13 protein-coding genes and 6 tRNA genes are annotated in these 16,958 nt (G+C 66.4%); 5 read left to right on the top strand and 14 right to left on the bottom strand.

The genetic code is table 11. The annotated features are described in order from the left end of the window. Window positions 1-4: 4 nt before the first annotated feature. Both H4P35_RS20740 and moaC read right to left on the bottom strand, forming a co-directional pair. The gene (locus H4P35_RS20740; protein ID WP_056326580.1) at window positions 5-256 is read right to left on the bottom strand and encodes a MoaD/ThiS family protein; all 252 of its coding nucleotides are present in this window, start codon (window positions 254-256) and stop codon (window positions 5-7) included. After that, complete coding sequence (gene moaC / locus H4P35_RS20735; RefSeq protein ID WP_056326583.1) at window positions 237-725, bottom strand: cyclic pyranopterin monophosphate synthase MoaC; 489 nt, start codon at window positions 723-725, stop codon at window positions 237-239. The genes H4P35_RS20740 and moaC overlap by 20 nt, the downstream gene beginning before the upstream one ends. Window positions 726-891: 166 nt before the next feature. Here moaC and H4P35_RS20730 point away from each other — a divergent pair, with 166 nt between their 5' ends. Together H4P35_RS20730 and H4P35_RS20725 are read left to right on the top strand one after the other, a co-directional pair. Next, window positions 892-4,512 carry a DUF748 domain-containing protein gene (locus H4P35_RS20730; RefSeq protein ID WP_226846754.1) on the top strand — a complete coding sequence of 1,207 codons (3,621 nt, stop codon included), beginning with the start codon at window positions 892-894 and terminating at the stop codon, window positions 4,510-4,512. Window positions 4,513-4,581: 69 nt separating this feature from the next. Beyond that, window positions 4,582-5,460 (top strand): dienelactone hydrolase family protein, encoded by an 879-nt coding sequence (locus H4P35_RS20725; RefSeq protein WP_152382315.1) that lies wholly within the window; start codon window positions 4,582-4,584, stop codon window positions 5,458-5,460. Window positions 5,461-5,490: 30 nt separating this feature from the next. On the opposite strand, the gene H4P35_RS20720 is transcribed toward H4P35_RS20725, so the two are convergent. Next, window positions 5,491-5,913, bottom strand: coding sequence for a hypothetical protein (locus tag H4P35_RS20720; RefSeq protein WP_180098065.1), 423 nt, complete (start codon window positions 5,911-5,913; stop codon window positions 5,491-5,493). A 251-nt stretch (window positions 5,914-6,164) separates the two neighbouring features. Here H4P35_RS20720 and H4P35_RS20715 point away from each other — a divergent pair, with 251 nt between their 5' ends. Continuing rightward, the gene (locus H4P35_RS20715; protein ID WP_056326595.1) at window positions 6,165-6,668 is read left to right on the top strand and encodes a peroxiredoxin; all 504 of its coding nucleotides are present in this window, start codon (window positions 6,165-6,167) and stop codon (window positions 6,666-6,668) included. An 86-nt stretch (window positions 6,669-6,754) separates the two neighbouring features. Then, complete coding sequence (locus H4P35_RS20710) at window positions 6,755-8,230, top strand: MFS transporter (RefSeq protein ID WP_226846752.1); 1,476 nt, start codon at window positions 6,755-6,757, stop codon at window positions 8,228-8,230. A gap of 7 nt (window positions 8,231-8,237) precedes the next feature. On the opposite strand, the gene H4P35_RS20705 is transcribed toward H4P35_RS20710, so the two are convergent. From H4P35_RS20705 to H4P35_RS20665, 9 genes are all read right to left on the bottom strand, one after another. Next, on the bottom strand, window positions 8,238-9,113 hold the full coding sequence (locus H4P35_RS20705; RefSeq protein WP_226849510.1) for a DMT family transporter: 876 nt from the start codon (window positions 9,111-9,113) through the stop codon (window positions 8,238-8,240). Then, window positions 9,110-10,129, bottom strand: coding sequence for a biotin synthase BioB (gene bioB, locus H4P35_RS20700; protein WP_226846750.1), 1,020 nt, complete (start codon window positions 10,127-10,129; stop codon window positions 9,110-9,112). Before bioB ends, H4P35_RS20705 begins: the two co-directional genes overlap by 4 nt. 255 nt (window positions 10,130-10,384) lie before the next feature. Continuing rightward, window positions 10,385-11,878, bottom strand: a complete 1,494-nt coding sequence (locus tag H4P35_RS20695) for a helix-turn-helix transcriptional regulator (protein WP_226846748.1) — start codon at window positions 11,876-11,878, stop codon at window positions 10,385-10,387. Between the two features lie 221 nt (window positions 11,879-12,099). Then, window positions 12,100-12,176 (bottom strand) — tRNA-Asp (locus H4P35_RS20690). An 80-nt stretch (window positions 12,177-12,256) separates the two neighbouring features. Continuing rightward, window positions 12,257-12,332, bottom strand: a tRNA-Glu gene (locus H4P35_RS20685). 33 nt (window positions 12,333-12,365) lie between these two features. Next, a tRNA-Ala gene (locus H4P35_RS20680) sits at window positions 12,366-12,441 on the bottom strand. Between the two features lie 104 nt (window positions 12,442-12,545). After that, window positions 12,546-12,622 (bottom strand) — tRNA-Asp (locus tag H4P35_RS20675). Between the two features lie 64 nt (window positions 12,623-12,686). Beyond that, window positions 12,687-12,762 (bottom strand) — tRNA-Glu (locus H4P35_RS20670). Window positions 12,763-12,794: 32 nt separating this feature from the next. Beyond that, a tRNA-Ala gene (locus H4P35_RS20665) sits at window positions 12,795-12,870 on the bottom strand. A gap of 446 nt (window positions 12,871-13,316) precedes the next feature. Between H4P35_RS20665 and H4P35_RS20660 the strand changes: the two genes are divergently transcribed. Further along, window positions 13,317-14,324: an aldo/keto reductase gene (locus H4P35_RS20660; protein ID WP_226849509.1), complete on the top strand. Its 1,008-nt coding sequence runs from the start codon at window positions 13,317-13,319 to the stop codon at window positions 14,322-14,324. Window positions 14,325-14,331: 7 nt separating this feature from the next. On the opposite strand, the gene lnt is transcribed toward H4P35_RS20660, so the two are convergent. Together lnt and H4P35_RS20650 are read right to left on the bottom strand one after the other, a co-directional pair. Beyond that, window positions 14,332-15,960, bottom strand: a complete 1,629-nt coding sequence (gene lnt / locus H4P35_RS20655; protein WP_226846746.1) for an apolipoprotein N-acyltransferase — start codon at window positions 15,958-15,960, stop codon at window positions 14,332-14,334. Continuing rightward, on the bottom strand, window positions 15,957-16,847 hold the full coding sequence (locus tag H4P35_RS20650) for an HlyC/CorC family transporter (protein ID WP_056326602.1): 891 nt from the start codon (window positions 16,845-16,847) through the stop codon (window positions 15,957-15,959). The genes lnt and H4P35_RS20650 overlap by 4 nt, the downstream gene beginning before the upstream one ends. Window positions 16,848-16,958 lie beyond the last annotated feature (111 nt).

Genomic DNA, 16,958 nt, shown 5'->3' with positions numbered 1-16,958 from the left:
GGCGTCAGCCTCCGGTGACCGGTTCGAACACCGCGACCTCGTCGCCCGCGCGGATCGGGGCGGTGGGCTTGGCGTGCGTCTGGTTGATGGCCAGCTTCAGGCGCGTGGCCGGTTCCAATTGGGGATAGCGTTCGCCCAACGCGGCCAGCAACTGCGCGCCGGTGGATTCGCCCGCGAGGGGCCAGGTTTCGGTGCGCTTGCCGACCAGTTCGGCAACGCGCGCGAAGTACAGAAGATTAATCGTTGCGCCATTCACCGCTTTTACCTCCCGCCTTGTACTTGAGGCGAACTTGTTCGATCACGATGCCTTTGTCGGCAGCCTTGCACATGTCGTAGATGGTCAGCGCGGCCACGCTGCACGCCATCATGGCTTCCATTTCGACGCCCGTCTTGTAGCTGGTGCGGCAGGTGGCCAGGATGTCGATGCGATGCTCGGCGTCGTTCAAGGCGAATTCCACGCCGACGAACGCGAGCGGCAGGCTGTGGCACAGGGGAATCATGTCGGCGCAGCGCTTGGCGGCCAGGATCGCGGCCACGCGCGCCGTGTTGAGCACCTCGCCCTTGCCCTGGCCGGGTTGGGTCAAGAGGCCATAGGCGACGGCGTTCATGCGGATGCTGCCGGCGGCGACCGCCACGCGCTCGGTGTCCGTCTTGGCGATGACGTCGACCATGCGGACCTGGCCGGCTTCGTCCAGGTGACTCAAGGTGGGGGTGGTCTCGGACATGGAAATCGGGATCAAGAATTGTTAATGAATGAAAAGAGCGGGGCCGGGCTGGCCGGCGGGGTCCGCTGTTCCGCCTATGATAGACGAGCAGTTAAGGGGGCGCGATAATCGCGCCAGCAGTCAGAGGAAGGTTGGATCGCCTTCAATGTGTATCAGGAGACTTTCAATGCCCGTGCGGATGCCCAAGCTACGGTTCACCCGACGCGCCGGCAAGATTCTCCTGGGTATTGTGGCGTTCGTGCTGATTCTGTTTGGCGTGGCAGCGTGGCAGGTGCCGAAAGTGCTGCACGGCGTGCTGACCGATGACGTCGCGAAGATGATCGGGCGCGACGTTTCCGTGGGCAAGATCACCTTCAATCCGTTCACGCTGACCGTCCGCGCGCAAGACCTGACCGTGGCGCAGCCTGGCTCGCAGACGCCGCTGTTGACCTTGGCTGAACTGGATGCCAGCGCGTCGTGGACATCGCTGTTCTGGTTCGCGCCGGTGGTCGACCGTCTGACGTTTCGGCAGCCTAACATCGCCATCGTCCGCGAAGACGTCCTGCGCTTCAATTTCTCTGACATAGAACAACGCGTGGCCGAATTGGCCGCCGCCAAGCCCCAAGAGCCGCCCAAGCCGGACGAAGGGTTGCCGCGCTTTTCGCTCAACAACATGGTGATCGAGGACGGCGCCATCACGCTGGACGACAAGGTCACCGGCCGCAAGCAGGTCGTGGACGAGTTCACCATCGGCGTGCCGTTCATCTCGACCTTCGGCTACGCCACCGACATCGACGTGCAGCCGCGCCTGCACCTGCGCATCAACGGCAGCCCCTTCGACCTGACCGGCGTGGCGCGGCCGTTCGATGTGGTTCCCTCGTCCACGCTCCGCGTGGCCTTCGACGGCCTGCAGCTCGAGAAGTGGGCCGACGTCTGGCCCATGCCGCTTCCCTTCAAGGTCGAGCGCGCGCTGCTCGACTCGAATCTGCAGGTCGTCTTCGAACAGCCCAAGGACGCGCCGCCCAAGATCCGCATCGTCGGCGACCTGGGGTTGCGCCGCCTGGACGTGCGCGACCCGTCCGGCGGCAATCTGGCCGCCTGGAGCGCATTGACCGTCAGCCGGCTGGAACTGGAGCCCATTGCCCGCCAGGTGTATATCGGCGAGGTCGGCCTCTGGGCGCCGCAAATCCATGTGCGTCGTCACGCCAACGAACACCTGAACTGGCAGGACGTCGTCGCGGGATTGAAGGCGCTGGGCGGCGTGGAACCGACGGCCACGCCCGTGCGGGACGAGATGCGCAAGGCCAGCGGCCTGAAGCCGCGCGCCGCAAGCGGGCCGCAGGTTGCGCCGGGCGCGGCCGGCGCGCCTGAGCCGGTTCCTGCGCCAGCCGGTCAAGCGCCCGCCGCGCCGGCCGCTCAAGCGCCCACCACGCCGGCCGCTCAAGCCCCGGCACCGCGCCCAGACCAGGCAGCCACGGCGCCCGCCGATCAAGCGTCCGCCACGCCGGCCCCCGGGCAACCCCCCGCGCCCGCCGAATGGAAGGTCGTGCTCGACGCCTTCAACCTGCATGAAGGCGAGGTCTACGTCACCGATGCGGTCAGCAAGCTGGACTATGTGATGGCGGGCCTGGCCGCCACCGTCGAAGGCGTGGCGCTGCCGCAGCCGCCGGACCAGCCCATCAACCTGTGGCTGACCATGGATAACAGCACCGACGGCGGCTGGCTGCGCGCCAAGGGGCCGCTGGTCATCAAGCCGCTGTCGCTCGACATGAACGTGCGTCTGGGCAACATCGCGCTGGCGCCCTTGGCGCCGGCCGTGCGCAGCGCGGCGCCCATCACCCTGCTCGACGGCCGGCTGGGCGCCACCGCGCAGCTGCACGTGCGCGAGAAGGGCGGTGCGATCGATGCGTCCGCCACCGCCGTGCAGGCCGACCTGACGCAGTTCAAGGCCCGCGACGAATCGCTCAAGCCGGTGCTGGACATCGCCATGCAGTCCCTTCGCATCACGGCCGATCGTCTAGCCCTGGGGCCGGGCCCCAGCAACTTCACGGTGGCCGCAGCCGGCGTCCAGGGCGACGGCAAGCTGGACCTCAAAGGGGTCTTCACGCCGCAGCCGCTCACGCTCAAGACCGCGGTCGACCTGTCCAACCTGAACGTCGCCAGCTTCGCGCCGTACTTCGCCTCCAGCCTGAACGCCACCGTCCGCGCCGTCACGCTAAGCGCCAAGGGCAACGCCGAATTCACCGCCGCCGCCGGCAGTGCGCCAATGAAGGCCGGCTGGAAGGGCGGCGTCGACATCACCGACCTGGACCTGCAGGACCGCGTCAACAAGGACGACTTCCTGAACTGGAAGCGCCTGGGCTTTACCGGCATGGACATCTCCGTGGCGGGCGACAAGATCGGCGCGCGGTTGGGCGATATCGCCCTGGAAGATTTCTACGGCCGCATCCTGCTCAACGCGCAGGGCCGGCTCAACGTCATGGATCTGGTGGCCGCGCCCGGACAGGCCGGCGGCTCGATCACGCAAGACACCCAGACACCCGGCCGCAGCGCCGAGCCCCCGGCCCCGCTGCCCGCGGCCACTGCGCCGGCCAAGGGCAGCGGCGCGGCCGCCATGCCGGACATTTCGGTCAACAGCGTCACGCTGACCCGCGGCCGCATGACCTTCACCGACCGCTTCGTCAAGCCGAACTACGTCGCTGAACTGTCCAGCATCGAGGGCGACATCACCGCCGTTTCCTCCACCAATCCCCAGCCCGCCAAGGTCAAGGTCACGGGGCGCGTGTACACGACCGCGCCGCTTTCGATCAGCGGCATCGTGCAGCCTTTCGCCAAGTTCCTGACGCTGGACCTGAAGGCCTCGGCCAAGGGCGTCGACCTGCCGCGCTTTAACACCTATTCGGCCAAGTACGTGGGCTATCCGATCAAGCGCGGCAAGCTGTCGGTCGACCTGGAATACAAGATCAAGAACCGGGCCTTGCAGGCGACCAATCACGTCGTGCTCAACCAGCTCACCTTCGGCGACAAGACCAACAGCCCGGACGCCACCAAGCTGCCCGTGCTGCTGGCCGTTGCGCTGCTGAAGGACTCGCGCGGCAACATCGACATCAACCTGCCGATCTCCGGCTCGCTCGACGACCCCGAGTTCTCGGTCGGCGGCATCGTCGTGCGCGTGCTGATGAACCTGGTGGTCAAGGCGGTGACCTCGCCCTTCAGCCTGCTCGCGTCCGCGTTCGGCGGCGGCGAAGAGCTGTCCTATGTCGAATTCGCGCCGGGCAGCGCCGTGCTGACCGAAGACTCGCTGCAGCGCATCGAGACCCTCACCAAGGCGCTTGCCGACCGTCCGGCCCTGAAGCTGGACATCAGCGGCCGCGCCGATCCCAAGACCGACACGGAAGGCCTGCGCCAGGCCTGGGTCGACGCCAAGATCCGCGCCGCCAAGGCCGCAGACGTCGCGCCGCGCGGCAAGAAGCCCGACCCCAAGGGCGTTGAGGTCTCCGGGGCGGAACGTGCCAAATACCTTGAAGCCGTCTACGATGACACCGACCTCAAGGACAAGCCGCGCAATTTCATCGGCATGGCCAAAACCATTCCGGCCGCGCAGATGGAAGCGATGCTGCGCGCGGCGGCCCCCGTCGGCGAGGATCAGCTGCGCCAATTGGCCGATGCCCGCGCGCAGGCGGTTTATGAGAAGTTGCAAGCCCAGGAAGGACTCGCGGATCGCGTGTTCATCGTCGCGCCGCAGCTGGACGCCGATGGCATCAAGGACGAGGGGCAACCCTCGCGCGTGGACTTCTCCCTGAAGTGAACTCGGCAGGCCCCGGCAGGGACGCGAGGCGCGTCCCGCCGTGCCCGTCTTTTACCCGGAGATTTTTCGATGAAAGACCAGGACGCGCACTTCGACAGCCTGCTTCCGCCCTTGCGGCTGGACCGCCGAGGCTTTCTCGCTACCACCGCGGCGGCGGGTTTCTCGCTGGCGGCAGGCCCGGTGGCGGCACAGACTGCCATCGCCACGGACGCCAAGGGCCTCGTGGCCGGCAAGGTCGAGATCCCCACTTCCGACGGCAAGATCCCCGCTTACCGCGCCGCGCCGGAAGGCAAGAAGAACCTGCCCACGATCCTCGTCGTCCAGGAAATCTTCGGCGTGCACGAATACATCCAGGACGTCTGCCGGCGCCTGGCGCACCTGGGCTACCTCGCCGTCGCGCCGGAACTTTACGTGCGCCAGGGCGACCCGTCCAAGTACACCGAAATCCCCAAACTGCAGGCCGAGGTCGTCAGCAAGGTCCCGGATAAACAGGTCACCGCCGACCTGGACGCCACCGCCGCCTGGGCGGCGGCGCATGGCGGCAACCCGGACCGCCTGGGCATCGTCGGCTTCTGCTGGGGCGGCCGCCAGGTCTGGCTCTACGCCGCCCACAACCCCAAACTCAAGGCCGGCGCCGCCTGGTACGGCCAACTGGCGGGCGACCCCTCCGAACTCAAGCCCAAGTCTGCCCTGGCCATCGTCAATGACCTGAAGGCCCCCGTCCTGGGCGCCTACGGCGGCAAGGACGCCGGCATCTCGCAAACTGACGTCGACCGCATGCGCGTAGAACTGGCCAAGGGCTCCGCCGCCGCCAAGGCCTCCCGCATCGATATCTACCCCGAAGCCGGCCACGCCTTCCACGCGGACTACCGCCCGTCCTATCGCAAGGCAGAAGCGGAGCAGGCGTGGACGCGGATGCTGGATTGGTTCAAGCAGAACGGGTTGTAAGGGAAGGGCGGCGCGGGCTGAGCCCACGGGCTACCGCGCCTTCTCCCCCGGCAGCCCGTCGCTGACCTCTGCCAGCGCGCGCTTCATATCCTCGTACTTCATCACCCGTTCGGTCTGAAACCCGCCCAGCACGCCCCGGCAGCCATCGACGCCGGACCGCTTCATGTCTTCCATCATTGTCTTGCCCTCGGCCTGCCCCTTGGCAAACTCGGCGTCATACCCGCTGGCGGCAAATCCATACTCCTCGGCATAGCGCGTGAGATTCTTGCGCGCCGTGTCCTGGTGCTGCGCCAGGTCGGGTTCGGACGCGCCGCACGCGCGCGCGGCGCCGTTTGATGCGCCGGCGGCCACGACAAACGAATCGTATTGGGCCTGCTCGGCGGCGTCGGGGGCCGCCATCACGGGGGCGGCTGCCGCCAGGGTCAAGGTCAGGGCGGTCAGGAATCTTCGCATCGAAATCTCCCTGTAAGGCCCGATTCGCGGCGCAGTGCCTCTCATGGCCGCGGCGGGCGATGTCATTACCACGGCATTATGGCAAGCGCGCGTTTCCTCTCCGTGAGGCTGCCGTGTGGAGTCGTTTCGAACTGTTCATCTTCTTTTCGTGCTTACGCCAAAGGCAGCAAGCCGGCCGCGCACGAACTATGATGGGGGCTGTGAGGCGATCCTGCCTCAATGCATTGCCCCCTTTCATCCTGGAGATCTACATGACGATCAAAGTCGGCGACCGCGTGCCCGATGGCACGTTGACCGAATTCATCGAAACCGAAACCGCCGGCTGCTCGCTCGGCCCCAACGCGTTCCAGGTCGCCGACCTGACCCGCGGCAAGACCATCGCGCTGTTTGCCGTGCCGGGCGCCTTCACGCCCACCTGCTCGGCCAAGCACCTGCCGGGCTACGTCGAACAGGCCGCCGCCCTCAAGGCCAAGGGCATCGATGAGATCTGGTGCGTGTCCGTCAACGACGCCTTCGTCATGGGCGCCTGGGGCCGCGAACAGAAGACCGACGGCAAGGTCCGCATGCTGGCCGACGGCTCCGCGCTGTGGACCAAGGAACTCGGCCTCGAACTGGACCTGGTCCAGCGCGGCATGGGCGTGCGCTCGCAGCGCTACTCCGCCCTGATCGTCGACGGCGTCGTGAAGCAACTGAACGTGGAAGCGCCTGGCAAGTTCGAAGTCAGCGACGCGGCCACCATGCTCTCGCAAGCCTGATCCCCGCAGGTTCCTGTTTTACCGCCAGTGTTGCGGGCCGCCCCGGCGGCCCGCGGCGCTGAAAGCCAGCAGCGGTTGTCCACGCCATGCTCTCCACGATCTCATCGTTCTCGTCGCTTTATTTTGCGACCTTGCTGATGCTCATCGGCACGGGTCTGTTCAATACCTACATGGGTCTGCGCCTGACTGCGCAGTCCGTCAGCGAGGTGTGGATCGGCACCTTGATCGCCGGCTACTACCTGGGTCTTGTCTGCGGCGCGCGGCTGGGACACAAGCTCATCATCCGCGTCGGTCACATCCGCGCCTTCGTTGCCTGTGCGGCCATCGCCACCAGCATGATCCTGGCGCAGACGCTGGTCGATTCCATGCCGCTGTGGCTGGTGTTCCGCGTCATCTCCGGCATCGTGATGGTGACCGAGTTCATGGTGATCGAGAGCTGGCTCAATGAGCAGACCGAAAACCACCAGCGCGGCCGCGTGTTCTCCGTGTATATGGTCGTTTCCGGCCTGGGCACCGTGCTCGGCCAATTGGCGCTCACCGCCTACGCCACGCTCGACCTGCGTCCGCTCACCCTGGTTGCGATGTGCCTGGTGCTGTGCCTGGTGCCGCTCGCGGTCACGGCGCGCTCGCACCCGCCCACGCCGCTGCCCGCGCCGCTGGACGTGCGGTTCTTCATGCGGCGCGTGCCGCTGTCCATGACTGTCCTTTTCGTGGCGGGCAACCTGTCCGGCGCGTTCTATGGCCTGGCGGCGGTCTACGGCGCCAAGAACGGCCTGTCCACCTCGCAGGCTGCCATCTTCGTTGCCGCCGCCGTCACGGCGGGCCTCTTGTCGCAATGGCCGATGGGCTGGCTGTCCGACCGCATCAATCGCGCCGGTCTCATCCGGTTCAACGCCTTGCTGCTGGTCCTGCTGCCCGCCGTCATGTGGGGCTGGATCGCGTTGCCGTTCTGGGCGCTGGTCGCCATGTCCTGCATCTTCGGCATCCTGCAGTTCACGCTGTATCCGCTGGGCGCGGCGTTTGCCAACGACCACGTGGAGTCCGAGCGCCGCGTCAGCCTGTCGGCGGTGCTGCTCATGACGTACGGCCTGGGCGCCTGCGTCGGACCCATGATCGCCGGCTGGATGATGTCGCTGGGCGGCCCCGCCATGTATTACGTGTTCATCTCGGCTTGCGCCGTGATTCTGGTCTGGCAGGTGCGGCCGACGCGCGTCACGGGCGCGCACCAGGTCGACGAGGCGCCGACGCATTTCGTGCCGATGCCCGACACCCTGCAAAGCTCGCCGGCGGCGGCGGTGCTGGATCCGCGGGTGGACCCCGAGAACGACATCGCCATGGAAATGGTGCAGCCCGATCCGTCCGCGGCGCCGGCGCCGCCCGAGGCCGCGGCGGAACCCGCCCCAGCCGACCCCCTTGCTGCCGACGCGCCAATGGGCGCCTTTGCAGATCCGGTGGCGGGACCGGACGCCGGGGCGAATGCCACGCAAGGTGCGGCAGGCGATTCAACTCCGGATGCAACCCCTGAGGCCGAGCCCGAACGCCAGCGGCGCACGGGCACCTGAATCCCGCCTACCAGGGCGTCATCAGCACGATGGCGGACAACGCCAGCGCGATGCCCAGCAGGTTCAGACGCGTGAGCGGTTCACGAAACGCCAGGGCGCCGACCAGGGTGCCCAGCGTGATCACCCCCATGTTCATGGACGCGAACACCAGCGCGGGATGCTCGGGCAGCGACTGGTGTGCGCGCACGTAGGTCAGGATGTTGCCGAAGTTGGCCAGCCCCAGCGCCACGCCCGCGGCCAGATGCCGCGCCTGCCAGCGCACGCGGCGGCACAGCAGATACGCCAGCATCAGCGCGCCCGCCATCAGGAAGGCGAGCAGCAGGCCGCCCGCAAACGCGGTGCCGGTGCGCGCAACCTGCTTGAACAGGATGTCGATCACGCCATAGCCCGCCCACACCACCAGCGGCCAGAGCCACATGGCGCGGTTGTCGCCCGCAGCCGTGCGCTCGGACAGGCGGATGCGCGGCGGCTGGCGCAACAGGCAGAAGAGGGCGGTGAACGCCAGCAGGATCGCGGCCAGCTTGCGGCCCGTGACTGGCTCGCCAAACAGCACGAACGCGGCCAGCAGCGGAATGAAGAGCGACAGGCGCTGCGCGGCATCGCTGCGCACGATGCCCGCATGCCGCAGCGCCGCGGCCATCGCCAGAAAGACACTGGGCAACAGCACGCCCAGCGCCGCCAGCACCAGCCACGGCGTTTGCGGCGCCAGCAGGCGCGCCGGGTCGGGGCGCAGTACCAGCCAGCAGAGCAGGGCGGCCACGGCGTAGTTCATGGCGATCGCCTGGCGCACGTCCACCTGCCAACGCCGTGCCAGTTTCAGCATGACGGCCACCGTGACGCTGCAGGCGACGCTGGCCGCGAGATAGAGAAGGCCTGGGGTCAGGGGCATGCCGGCCCCTCGTGGTGGGCGTGGGCGGCCGCGTCGACCCGCATGCCCAGGCGATCGAGCAGGCGCTGGTCGGCGGCCATCTGCGGGTTGGCGGTGGTCAGCAGCGCGTCGCCGTAGAACATGGAATTGGCGCCCGCCAGAAAACACAGCGCCTGCAGCGCGTCGTCCATGGCCTCGCGTCCGGCCGACAGGCGGACCGCGGCGCGCGGCATTGCAATGCGCGCCACCGCGATGGTGCGGACGAACTCGAACGGATCCAGCGCCTCCACGGCGGACAGCGGCGTGCCTTCGACCTGAACCAGGTTATTGATCGGCACGGACTCGGGGTAGGGCTCCATGCTGGCGAGCTGGGCGATCAGGCCGGCGCGCTCGCGGCGCGATTCGCCCATGCCGACGATGCCGCCGCAGCATACGCTGATGCCGGCGTCGCGAACGCGGTCCAGCGTGTCCAGGCGGTCCTGGTAGGTGCGCGTGGAGATGATCTTGCCGTAGAACGCCGGCGAGGTATCCAGGTTGTGGTTGTAGTAGTCCAGACCGGCGTCCTTCAACTGCTCGGCCTGGCCGTCTTTCAGCATGCCCAGCGTCACGCAGGTCTCCAGGCCCAGCGCCTTGACGGCGCTGACCATCTCGGCCACGGCATCCAGGTGATGCGGCTTGGGACTGCGCCACGCTGCGCCCATGCAGAATCGTTGGGCGCCGCCCGCCTGCGCCGCGCGCGCCGCGGCGACCACGTCCTCAAGGGGCATCAGCTTGTCGGCGTCCACGCCGGTGTCGTAGTGCGAGGACTGAGGGCAATACGCGCAATCCTCGGGACAGCCGCCGGTCTTGATCGACAGCAGGCTGGACAGCTGGATGACGTTCGGATCGAAATGGGCGCGGTGCGTCTGCTGCGCCCGGTGCATCAAATCCATGAACGGCAGCTCGTAGAGCGCCATGATGGCGTCGGTGCTCCATGCCGAGGCGGGCGGGCGCTTGGGCACCGTTGGAACGGGAATGGTCGCAGTCTGCATGATCGGGGGCTCCTTCGTTCGTGGCCGGATCTCGCCCCGGTGGCCAGTGGGCCAGGGGCTGGATCGGCGGATCGTAAGAAGGGGCGGCCGATTTGCGCAATGCGGGTGATAAGCGCGGATTTAGGGGCGGGTTGGCAGGGCGATCAATGAAAATGGCCGCTTTTGGGCGGCCACGAGTTCTAAAGCGATGGCATCTTCGGGGACGCCGAGGGGGTGAATATTTTGATTCAAATTGTAAATCGCCCTCCGCCGGTCTCAGGACTTCGTCTGCTTATCGCGGTTGCGAGCGCTTTCGTGTCCGGTGATGCCGCGGTCGCGTGCCCAGACAATGGCGGCGCTGCGCCGATGCACGCCGATCTTGCTGTAGATCGTGGCGACGTGATTGCGCACGGTGTTGCGCGACAGCTTGAGCGCCTTGGCGATGCCGTCGTCGTCATGCCCCTGGCACAACAGCCCAAGGACTTCGCGCTCGCGCGAGGTGAGCTGCGCCAGTTCGGCCACGTCGCGCGTGGCGGGGGCGGGCTGGCGCAGTTGCGCCAGTTTCTCGATGATGCCGCGGCTGAACCAGGAAGTGTCCTGCATCACTGCCTCGATCGCGGTCAGCAGTTCGATCTCGGATCGCTTGCGCTCGGTGATGTCCTGCATGACGATCAGCACGCGGCGCAGCCCGCCGATCATGACCGGTTCGGCCGACACCAGGCAGTCCAGCTCGCCGCCGTCGCGCGCAATCATCACGGCTTCGCGGTTGCGGACGCTTTCGCCGCGCTTCAGGCCGGCCAGCATGCCTTCGTACGGACGCAGCCCCAGTTCGACGAGGTCCTGTTCCGCCTTGTCGTCCAGCGACAGGCCGGTGGCCGCCGCGAAGGCGTCATTCAGGTTCAGCACGTTCAGGGTGTCGCCGTCACAGACCGCCATCGGCACGGGCGCCAGCTGGAACGCCTTGGAAAAGCGCTCTTCGCTTTCCCGCAAGGCTTCTTCGGTACGCTTGCGGCCTTCCAGGTCGATGAAGGTGAACAGCATGCACGGTTCGTCGTGCATGTCGATGGGCTGGCCCGCCACCATGACGAACTTGCTGGTGCCATCCGGCAGTTTCAGCACGCCTTCGCGCTGCGGAATGGTCTGTCCTTCGTTGAGCCGCGCCACGGCGGTTTCCTTGTCGTCGCTGCCGTCCAGCACGTCCAGTTCGTAGGCCGATTTGCCCAGCACCGTGTCGCGCGAATAGCCCGTCATCTCCAGGAACCCCTGGTTCACCTTGACGTAGCGCAGGTCGGAAAGCCGGCAGATCAGCGCTGGCGCCGGATTGGCGGAGAAGGTGCGCTCGAAGCGTTCCTCGGCATTGACCTGGGCCGTCTGGTCGTGAAGGATAAGCACGCGGTACGGAATGGGGCCGCCGTCATCCAGGTCCAGCCCGCGCGCCATCAGGTTGCGCGTGAATTCGTCGTCGTCCTTGCGGCCCAGATCCAGCAGCAGGTCTTCGAACTCTTCGCCCGCCGCAAGGCGGTCCATTGGATACTGGCGGGCCGGCACGCGGTGATGATTGCGGTAGGTAAGCGTATACCGCTTGCGGTAGCCGGCGGGCGTGCCGCCCAGCTCTTCGATGGCGTTGGCGCCGTGCAGCGCGAGTGCGCTGGCGTTGGCCCAGGCGATCGAGCCGTCGGCCTCAAGCAGGATGATGCCCTCGTTCAGGCCCGCAATGATGCTTTGCAGGTGTTGGCGATGTGCTTGGGGTGCGGCGTCGTTGGGGGTCACGTAGGCCTCTTTTCTCTTCGCATGGCGTGTACGCGCAAGCATGAAGCCGCGCGCCGGTGCTGTCCAGAGGTCAAAACGGACGAGTCTCGCGGAAGGGGTACAGCGGGAGGGGATTGCTCCGCGAACGCATCGCCTTGAAGCAGATCCGCAAAAGCAAAAAGCTCCGGAATCCGGAGCTTTCGATGCGTGCTGCGAGCAGCGTTTGGTAAGCGCAATGTGCTTGGCGGAGCGGACGGGGCTCGAACCCGCGACCCCCGGCGTGACAGGCCGGTATTCTAACCAACTGAACTACCGCTCCGCAGCGGCTTACTGATGTCTTCAAACTTCTTTACTGCGGCTGTGGTGTCAAGACAGCTTGTACTGCTTGCCAGCGCAAGCTGGCGTCCCCTAGGGGATTCGAACCCCTGTACTCACCGTGAAAGGGTGATGTCCTAGGCCTCTAGACGAAGGGGACCCGGAACTAACAACTTTACTACTGTACTGCGACTGGTGGAGGTAAGCGGGATCGAACCGCTGACCTCTTGCATGCCATGCAAGCGCTCTCCCAGCTGAGCTATACCCCCAGGGCGTCCTGCTGTCCCAAACTTCAAACAACAAGGTCTCACACTTATAAAACAAAAAAGCCCCGAAAACGGAGCTCTTGAAAGACTCTGAGCGAGAGAGCTTTTGGCGGAGCGGACGGGGCTCGAACCCGCGACCCCCGGCGTGACAGGCCGGTATTCTAACCAACTGAACTACCGCTCCGCAGCGGCTTAACTCAACTACATTGTCACTTCAACTGCATCACTTCTACTGCATGCCAGAAGACTGGCGTCCCCTAGGGGATTCGAACCCCTGTACTCACCGTGAAAGGGTGATGTCCTAGGCCTCTAGACGAAGGGGACTTGGACTTGCTGTACTACTCTTCGCTTTGGACTGGTGGAGGTAAGCGGGATCGAACCGCTGACCTCTTGCATGCCATGCAAGCGCTCTCCCAGCTGAGCTATACCCCCGTTCCGCTAATCAATCCGTTCAACGTTTTTGCTAGAAACTTGCTGTTTAAAGCGCGTTTTTTGCTGTTTCGTTGCCGGTTTTGTTTAGTGCCGTTGGCGAAGAAACGAGATTATGCACGAACTAAATTTGGTGTGCAAGTCGCTTCATGGCAAAAAACAAAAAAGTTGCGAAAAAAGAGGGATGGATAGCCGTTGGAAGGGCATTGTTTTGCGCGAAAACCACGCGGCAAGCCGTGGTCGATTGAGGCAGAAATCAATAAAATCAACGGCTTGTGCAAGGGCTATCGTACCCGGCTGATTTTTTTGCGAGGCACGCGTTTTTTATACGTGATCGCCCTATGGCGAGCCGCACGAAAAGCTGCCGCAGACCGGCAAGGACATCGACACATGAGCACTTCTCCATGAGCAGCACCGCCTTTCCCACCGTCGCGCTGGGCCGCACGGACATGGAGATCACGCGCATCGGCCTGGGCGCCTGGGCGATGGGCGGCAATGGATGGGCGGTGGGCTGGGGGCCGCAGGAAGACACCGAATCCATCAAGGCGATCCGGCATGCGGTCGACCGCGGTATCAACTGGATCGATACCGCTGCGGTGTATGGGCTGGGCCATTCCGAGGACATCGTGCGCCAGGCGCTGGCCCAGATGCCGGCCGCCGAGCGCCCTTATGTCTTCACGAAGTGCGGCCTGACGTGGTCGGCGGCGCAGCCGCAGGCCATGCCGCGGCGCACCGGCGCCCCGTCCAGCATCCGGCGCGAGCTGGAGGGGTCGCTGCGGCGGCTGGGCGTCGAGCGCATCGACCTCTACCAGATGCACTGGCCTGCGGGCGACGGCACACCGCTGGAGGCGTACTGGCAGGAGTTGCTGGACCTCAAGCAGGCGGGCAAGGTCCGGGCTGTCGGACTATCCAACCACAACCTGGCGCAGTTGTGCGCCGCCGAATACCTGGGACACGTGGACACGCTGCAACCCCCGTTTTCGGCGATCCAGCGTACTGCGGCCAGCGACCTGATTCCCTGGTGCGCGTCACACGGCACGGGTGTGATCGTGTACAGCCCCATGCATTCGGGCCTGCTGACCGGCAAGTTCAGCGCCGCGCGTGCACGGGCCTTGCCGCCGGACGATTGGCGGTCCCGGCACGCGGATTTCCGCTCACCGGACCTGGAACGCAATCTGGCCCTGGCCGATGCCTTCAAGCCGATCGCGGAACGGCATGGCGCCACCGTCGCTGCCGCGGCAGCGGCCTGGACGTTGGCGTGGCCGGGCGTGACGGGCGCCATTGTGGGGGCGCGCAGCGCATCGCAGGTGGATGGCGTGATCGGCGCGGCCGAGCTGGAATTGGACGCCGAGGACATGCAAGCCATTGCCGAGGCGATCGAAACCACGGGAGCGGGAAGCGGACCGTTGGCGCCGCCCGACGAAACAGGCTCGCTGCCCGCGAACCTGTTTGCGTGAGCCGGGATCAGCCGCGGCGCGGGCGGCGGGCGCTGCCCACCGCGGCAATGAGGGCCAGGCCGATCAGCGCGAGCGCGGTCTTGTCCCCAAAACGCGCGTAGGGCGTCAGCCCCGTCATACCTTGGACGGAGACGGGCAGCACGCCCGCCTGCAGCGGCGCGAGTTGGGCGGCAACGTGGCCCTTCGCATCGATGGCCGCGGTGATGCCCGTATTGGTGGCGGTCAGCATCGGACGCGCGGTTTCGATGGTGCGTAGCCGGCCGATCTGCAAGTGCTGGCGCAGCGCCCAGCTGTCGCCGAACCAGCCCAGGTTGCTGACGTTGACCAGGATGGTCGCACCCGGCTCGCCGTTGGTACCGGGCTGCAAGGCGGGCAGCAGGTCGGGGCCGAAGAGGTCTTCGTAGCAGATGTTGAAGGCGATGTGCTGGCCGCCGACGGCAAAGGGCGTCTGGCGTTCGCCGCCCCGGTCGAAGTCGCCCAGCGGAATGTTGAGCATCTCGACGAACCAGTGAAAGCCGGGGGGCACGTACTCGCCCCAGGGCACGAGATGGCGTTTGTCGTAGCGCATGGCGGTATTGCCGCCCAGCAGCTGTTCGACCGGCGTGGCGCCGTCAAAGCCGATGACGCTGTTGGTGTAGCGTTCGCGGCCGTCCACGCGATCGTGCAGCGGCACGCCCATCGCGATGACGGTGTTGCGCTGGCGGGCCAGGTCGCGCCAGACCTCCCAGACCCGCGGATCGAGCTGATCCTGGAAGATGGGCAGCACGGTTTCGGGCAGGATGATCAGTTGCGACGCGGGCACGCCGGGCGCGGGCGGCATGGCCGTCAGATCAAGGTGGCGCCGCACGCTCTGCTCGAGAAGAGCCGGATCGAATTTCTGGGATTGTCCGATGTTGCCCTGCACGAGGCGCACGTTCAGCGGGTCGCCCACGGGCGCCGACCAGTCGATGCGCGACAGCGGCCAGCCCGCCCCGGCCAGCGCCAGTGCGATGCCGGCGGCCAGCGCGTGGCGCGGGGCCACGCCGGCCTTGCGGGAGGGCTGCCAGAGGCTCGCGGCGGCGGCTGCGATAAACGCGGCCAGGAACGCCATGCCGTGCACGCCGACGAGCGGCGCCCAGCCCGCGATGGGGCTGTCGACCTGCGCGTAGCCGATGTTCAGCCACGGAAAGCCGGTCAGGAACACCGCGCGCAGCCATTCGAACGCGGCCCACATCGCGGCCCAGGCCAGTGTGGCGGTCAGGATGCGGGACGGCGTGGCGTCCGGGGCCAGCGGCGCGTAGCGGCGCGCCAGCGCGTTGGCGGTGGCGGGAAACAGGGCCAGGAAGGCCGACAGCGCCAGCACCGCTGCAACCGCCAGCGGCGCGGCCAGATCGCCGTAGCGGTGCAGGCTGATGAAGATCCAGTACAGCCCCAGCGCATAGCTGGCGAAGCTGAACAGCCAGCCGCGCAGCCAAGCCTGACGGGCAGACGGGGCGTACAGCGTGACGCGGGCCAGCACCGCCAGCGCGGCGATCTGGGTGAACGCCAGCGCCCATCCGGGCAGCGGGCCGGGGGCAAAGGTCAGGGCGTGGACGGCGCCCGCCAGCACGAGGCCGGCGGCGCCGCGCAGGAGTCGGCTGCGCGCAGTGCTGGTCATGCGTCGTTGGCGGGTGCTGCGGACTGCGGAGCGGCAAGGCGCTTGACGCGCAGCCAGATGGCCCGGCGGGCATCGCCGCGCGCCACTTCCAGGCGCAGGCCTTCGATGTCGGCGTGGTCGCCGCGGCGCGGGATGCGGCCGAGCTGACCGCCCATCCAGCCGCCGACGCTGTCGTACTCGTCGTCGGGCAACTGGCAGCCGAATACTTCATTGAAGTGCGAGATGTCGGTGGCCGCGAGCACGCGCCACTGGTTTTCGCCTTCAGGGAAGATGGAGTCTTCCTCGGTTTCGTCGAACTCGTCTTCGATGTCGCCGACGATCTGTTCCAGCACGTCTTCCATCGTGACCAGCCCGGAAATGCCGCCGTGCTCGTCGATGACGATGGCCTGGTGGTTGCGGCTGGCGCGGAACTCATGCAGCAGCACGTTCAGGCGCTTGGATTCGGGAATGAAAACGGCCGGGCGGACCAGCGAGCGCACGTCGATGTTGGGTTCCAGCATGCAGCGCAGCAGATCCTTGGCGAGCAGGATGCCGATGATGTTGTCGCGATCGCCCTCGTAGACGGGGAACCGCGAATGCGCGGTTTCGATCACCGAGGCCACCAGGTAGGGAATGGGCTGCGTGACATCGAGCAGATCCATGCGCGAGCGCGGGACCATGATGTCGCCGACAGTGCCCTCGGACACGGCTAGCGCGCCCTTGATCATCTTGTACGACTCCGCGTCGAGCAGATCGCGCTCGTGCGCGGCTTCGAGGACGGCCTTGATGCCTTCGCGGTCCTCGGGCTCTCGGCGCACAAGGGAAAGCAGGCGGTCTAGGAGGGATTTGGTGGCGGGTTTGGCAGAGCGAGCAGAAGTCGCTTCGGGAGCAGGGTAAGGGTCAGACATCGTCCGGGAGGACAAGTTATGGAGGAGCCAGCATAACCGATACTGGCCCATCGTTTGTAACGCCAGCCGGGAAAATGGGTGCATTGGACGCGATCTGCGCCTTGCTGCACG

It is taken from the genome of Achromobacter sp. 77 (assembly GCF_020541125.1).
Classification (GTDB): Bacteria; Pseudomonadota; Gammaproteobacteria; order Burkholderiales; family Burkholderiaceae_B; genus Achromobacter; species Achromobacter mucicolens.
The sequence above is the reverse complement of the archived record's forward strand: the minus strand, read 5'-3'. Positions and strand labels throughout refer to the sequence as shown.